The sequence below is a fragment of the Streptomyces sp. NPDC006655 genome (genome assembly GCF_040703965.1).
Lineage (GTDB): Bacteria > Actinomycetota > Actinomycetes > Streptomycetales > Streptomycetaceae > Streptomyces.
Genome location: NZ_JBEYJU010000212.1, coordinates 1 through 4,679, shown reverse-complemented (window position 1 = coordinate 4,679; position 4,679 = coordinate 1). Strand labels below are relative to the sequence as shown.

Here is a 4,679-nt window from a genome sequence, read left to right as displayed (position 1 = left end):
ACTTCAGTACCGGCCCGACACGCTCGACGGCTTCATAGCGGGCACCGGCCTGACCCTCGACGACCCGGCGTCACCCTAATGAGCCGAAGTCAGTAGTGCTCTAGTGGCTCGGCTGGGATCCTTGGTCGGGTAATTGATCTTCCGTTCGTTGCGCGGCAGGCTGCTTCCACGTGGTGATGGTGGAGGTGGTCGTGGGGCGTCGTGCGGGGTGATCGTCCGGCCGGTAAGCATGGAGGAAGGGCGTCGGCTGCGGCGGATCGGCCGGAGCGCGAAGGATGCGGTGCGGCTGCGGCGGGCGATCGTGGTGATGATGTCCGCGCCAGGGGCAGTCGGTTGCGGACATCACCTCGTTGATGCAGGTCAGCGTCGGCTAAGTGGGTGACGTCATCCACGCCTTCAACGAGCAGGGGTTCGAGGCGCTGGACCCAAAGTGGAGCGGGGGTCGCCCCAGGACGATCAGCAGCCAGGTGCGTGAGCACATCTGCCTGATCGCCCGGACGTCCCCCGCCGACTGGAAGATCTCCGCGTTCTCCACCTGGGGCCTGACCAAGCTCGCCGAACACCTGGTCAAGCAGAACGTGGTCCCCGCCGTCTGCCGCGAGACACTGCGGCGGATACTCCGCGAGGGCAGGGTCTCCTGGCAGACCAGCACGACCTGGAAGTCCTCGAACGACCCAGTTTTCATCGCCGGGATGCACCGCATCCTGGCGCTCTACGACTCCCCGCCTACCGGCGGCCGGGTGGCCTGTGTGGACGAGTTCGGGCCGCTCAACCTCATGCCCCGCAAAGGCAAGGCATGGCGCCCGCACCGCTCACCACGTCGTCTGCGGGCCACCTGCAACCGCTGCGACGGCGTGATGCACATGCTTGCCGTCCTCGACCTGGCCGCCGGCAAGATGTACTGCCGCATCCGGCCCCGCAAACGGTGGTGCGAGTTCCTGTCCCTGCTCAAGTCCCTTCCCTGCTCAAGTCCCTGCGCATCCGCTGGCCCGGCGAGAAGCTCTACGTCGTCCTGGACGACTTCTGCCCTCCCAAGCATCCGAACGTCCGCGCGTGGGCCGCGGCGAACGACATCGAGCTGGTCTTCCTGCCGGCCTGCGGATCGTGGCCGGACTGGATCGAGTCCGAGTTCGCCGCCCTGCGCTACTTCGCCCTCGACGGCACCGACCATTGCAGCCATGGCGAACGGAACGCCGCCGTCGGCACCTACGTGCGCTGGCGAAAGGCCCGCGCCGAACCGAAGACCAGCTTTGCCCCCGACTCACCCGTCCGCACCTGGACCGAGTACCCGGTCAAGGCTGCCTGACGGTCCGCTGCCCTTCCGTCGGCTGTTGCCGGGGCGGTCCGGCGGGTAACCCGGGCGCTGCGGCCCGTCGGGCGCCGGCGCGGTCTCGGGCTCGCCCATCCCGTCCGGGCTGACCCCCGCCACCCCGTCTGGGCTGCCCCCGCCACCCCGTCTGGGCTGCCCCCCCGCCACCCCGTCCCTCGGTTCCCTGACAGGCAGCTCACCAGGGAACCGGGCCGTGCTCGTCGAAGAAGCCGCCGGTCGGCCCGTCATCGGGCAGCGTGGCGAGCCGGACGACCACGGCCGCGCCGTCGGCCGCGGTGCGGGTGAGGCCGGGGAACGCGGTGGTGAGGTCGGTCGCACACGGCCCCGGATCGGCGGCGTTGACCAGGATGTTGCGGCTGCGCAGTTCCTTGGCGTACTGCACGGTCAGCGAGTTGAGTGCGGTCTTGGACGGGACGTACGCGGCCAAGGGGGGGCGGGTTGTGAAGTAGTCCTCGGGATCGGTCATCCGGGTGAGGGAGCCCAGTCCGCTGCTGACATTGACGATCCGGGCGGCGGGGGAGCGGGCGAGCAGCGGCAGCATCGTGGTGGTCACGCTGATCACGCCGAACACGTTGGTCTCGAACACCTCGCGTACAGCGGCCAGTTCGACACTGCCAGGGCTCTGGGCGGCGAGATCGCCAGAGATGCCGGCGTTGTTGACCAGGATGTCCAGCCGGCCAAAGCGCTCCTCGATCCAGCGGGCGGCGGACAGGACGCTGGCGCGGTCGGTGACGTCCAGGGTGACCGGGTACACCCGCGGGCCCAGGTTGGCTGCGGCTGCCGCACCGCGGTGCGGGTCGCGCGAGGCCAGCAGGACGTTCGTGCCGAGCGAGGCGAGCCGCGCTGCGACCTCGCGCCCGATGCCCTTGTTGGCACCGGTGACCAGGGCAGTCGTGGTTTCTGTCATGTGTTCAGCCCACCACGGGGGTAGCCGGGAGTTCCAACACCGATCAGGTACGCAGCGATACCGTGCGGGTATGGAAAGACTGGAGGTCCGCGAGCTCGTCTACTTCACCGCTGTCGCCGAAGAACTGCACTTCGGTCGGGCGGCCGCCCGGCTAGGGATGGCCCAGCCGCCGCTCTCCCGCGCCATTCAGCAGCTCGAACGACGACTCGGCGTAGCACTGTTGGAACGTGGCAGTCGCCGGGTCGCACTGACCGAGGCGGGGGCCGTCCTGCTCCGCGAGAGCCGTACGGTGCTCGACGCCGCGTCGGCTGCGGCGCGCCGCACCCGGCGGGCCGGCCGCGCCGACCCGCGTCTGGTCCTGGTCATCAAGCCGGGCGGCGACGGTGGCCTGCTGCCAGCGATCCTCGACGCCTATCAGGCTGAGCCGGGTGCGCTGCCGGTCGAGCTGGTGTGCAGCTTCGGCGAGCGAGAGATCCTCCTGCGGGAGGGCCATGCCGACGCCGCCCTGCTTCACCGCCCCCACCACGACCTCACCGGCCTGGACACCCAGGACCTCCTGACCGAGACTCAACTTCTCGTGATGCCGAGTTCGCATCGCCTCGCGGGCCGTACCCGGGTCTGCCTGAACGACCTCGCCGGGGAGCCCCTGCCGCGCTGGCCGGGCGCACCTGACGGTGGCTCACACGGACCCGAGGTCCACGACCTTGGGCAGCTTCTCCACCTCATCGCCTTGCGCCGCATGGTCGCCGTCCTCCCCTCCTCCATCCGCGGCCAGCTCCGCGACGACCTGGTCGCTGTCCCAGTCGATGATGCCGAGCCCACCACGCTCGCCCTCGCCTGGCCCGAGCACGCCACCTCCCCAGCCCTGGCCGCCTTCGTCCGCGCGGCCGCCGCCGTGGCGGGCAAGGCGACGGGCCACGGCGGGTAGAGCGGGGAGACACGCGGGGTGAAAGGCGCCCCCGCCCATGCTCGCAGGCGTGCGAACACTCCAGGACGCCCTCACGGCCACCGTCGAGATCACACCTGGAGGCAGAATGACGGGCACCGAGACGGCGAACCAATGACGCGGTCGACAGTCCGAGCCAAGCCACTAGCAGGAGGACGATCCCCATTGCCGCCGGGGGCCCGTCAGTCACGGGCCCGCCCCGCGCGCCTACGGACGTACCGTGAACCGCCCGTCGCCCCGCTTGTGCAGCCAGCCCCGGGCGGCGAGCCGTCCACGGCCTTCCGCGCCGCCGACCTCGTCGACGCTGCACAGGACAAGAGGCCATCCAGCGGATCACCATAGAGAACACCACCCTCAAGCAACGGGTCCCGGCAGCTCACCGTCGACAACCGCACCCTCGGCGAACGGCTCAAGGCCGCCCGCTCCAACCTCCGCTTCCAAGACCCGCGCATCGCCGACCTCGAAGTCCGCCTCGCCGCCCCGGGGTCAACGACCTGACCTCGCCCCTCACGGCTTTTCACCGCCCCGTGGAGAGCCGTAGTCCAACTCCCTGTCAGTTGACGACCAGCCTGAAATGATGACGGTCATGGACGCTGTGATCGGCATCAAGGGTGGCGACGAGATTGGGGAGTTGACCGCGCTTGTCGGCTGGCTCCGCACGGAGCGCGAGCTGGAGGGCGCAGTCCAGGTCATGCGCAGAGATATTGCAGAGACGGAACTCGGCAGCGGGCTTGACGTGATCAGCGTTGCTGTCGGCTCCGGCGGTGTCGGTGCGGCGTTGGCCCAGTCACTGTCCGCGTGGCTGCGTACTCGGCGTTCAGACGTCAAGGTGACCCTGACCGCCAATGGCCGCACGGTCGAGGTCGATGCCCGGCGCGTCAGCGATCCCATGGCTTTGATCAGCCGGGTGCTGGACGGCGACGATGCCCCCGGGAACTGATCGAATCGACCGGTCCGGCTCCCGTGCCGTGCTCATCGGCGTTTCCACCTACCAGGATCCATCTTTCCCGTCCGTTCCTGCCGCGGGGAAGAGCCTGCAGGGCGTGCACCGGATGCTCGTCGACGAGGAGTTGGGCGGCTGGCCCGACGACCAGGTCACTGCCATCCCCGATCCGGTCGACTGCCGTCGGGTAATGAGCGACCTGCGTCGCCATGCTCAGAACACCAACGGTGTGTTGCTGCTGTACTTCGTGGGCCACGGCACCGTCACCACCAACGGGGAGCTCGTACTCGCCGTGAGCGACACCATCGCTGACGAACCGGACGTTACCGGACTGGAGTACTCCAAGATCCGGAGCGTTCTACGTGACAGCCCCGCCCGGGTTAAAGCCGTCGTGCTGGACTGCTGTTACTCCGGTCGCGCTATCGATGTACTCGCAGGGGATCAGCAGCACTTGGCCGTGAGGTTCCCCCGCTGTGCGGGGCGGCTGACTAGCCGGTCAGGGCGGTTTGACGTGGTTTCAGGTTCACTTGTTCGGTCGTTGCCTGGTCGGCGT

Annotated in this window: 5 protein-coding genes and 1 pseudogene; 5 read left to right on the top strand and 1 reads right to left on the bottom strand. The window is 69.0% G+C overall.

Annotation, left to right across the window (positions count from 1 at the left end):
* Window positions 1-374 precede the first annotated feature (374 nt).
* Both AB0958_RS44505 and AB0958_RS44500 read left to right on the top strand, forming a co-directional pair.
* Window positions 375-560, top strand: a pseudogene (locus AB0958_RS44505) (helix-turn-helix domain-containing protein); the annotation flags it as partial.
* A 368-nt stretch (window positions 561-928) separates the two neighbouring features.
* The gene (locus tag AB0958_RS44500) at window positions 929-1,306 is read left to right on the top strand and encodes a hypothetical protein (RefSeq protein WP_366896191.1); all 378 of its coding nucleotides are present in this window, start codon (window positions 929-931) and stop codon (window positions 1,304-1,306) included.
* Between the two features lie 199 nt (window positions 1,307-1,505).
* Here the strand turns inward: AB0958_RS44500 and AB0958_RS44495 are convergent, their stop codons facing one another.
* The gene (locus AB0958_RS44495; RefSeq protein ID WP_366896189.1) at window positions 1,506-2,237 is read right to left on the bottom strand and encodes an SDR family oxidoreductase; all 732 of its coding nucleotides are present in this window, start codon (window positions 2,235-2,237) and stop codon (window positions 1,506-1,508) included.
* A gap of 70 nt (window positions 2,238-2,307) precedes the next feature.
* Between AB0958_RS44495 and AB0958_RS44490 the strand changes: the two genes are divergently transcribed.
* The 3 genes from AB0958_RS44490 to AB0958_RS44480 all read left to right on the top strand — a co-directional run.
* Window positions 2,308-3,165, top strand: coding sequence for a LysR family transcriptional regulator (locus tag AB0958_RS44490; RefSeq protein ID WP_366896188.1), 858 nt, complete (start codon window positions 2,308-2,310; stop codon window positions 3,163-3,165).
* Between the two features lie 604 nt (window positions 3,166-3,769).
* Window positions 3,770-4,123: a hypothetical protein gene (locus AB0958_RS44485; protein WP_366896187.1), complete on the top strand. Its 354-nt coding sequence runs from the start codon at window positions 3,770-3,772 to the stop codon at window positions 4,121-4,123.
* A 112-nt stretch (window positions 4,124-4,235) separates the two neighbouring features.
* The coding region (locus tag AB0958_RS44480) for a caspase family protein (RefSeq protein ID WP_366896190.1) at window positions 4,236-4,679 on the top strand (444 nt) is incomplete at its 3' end.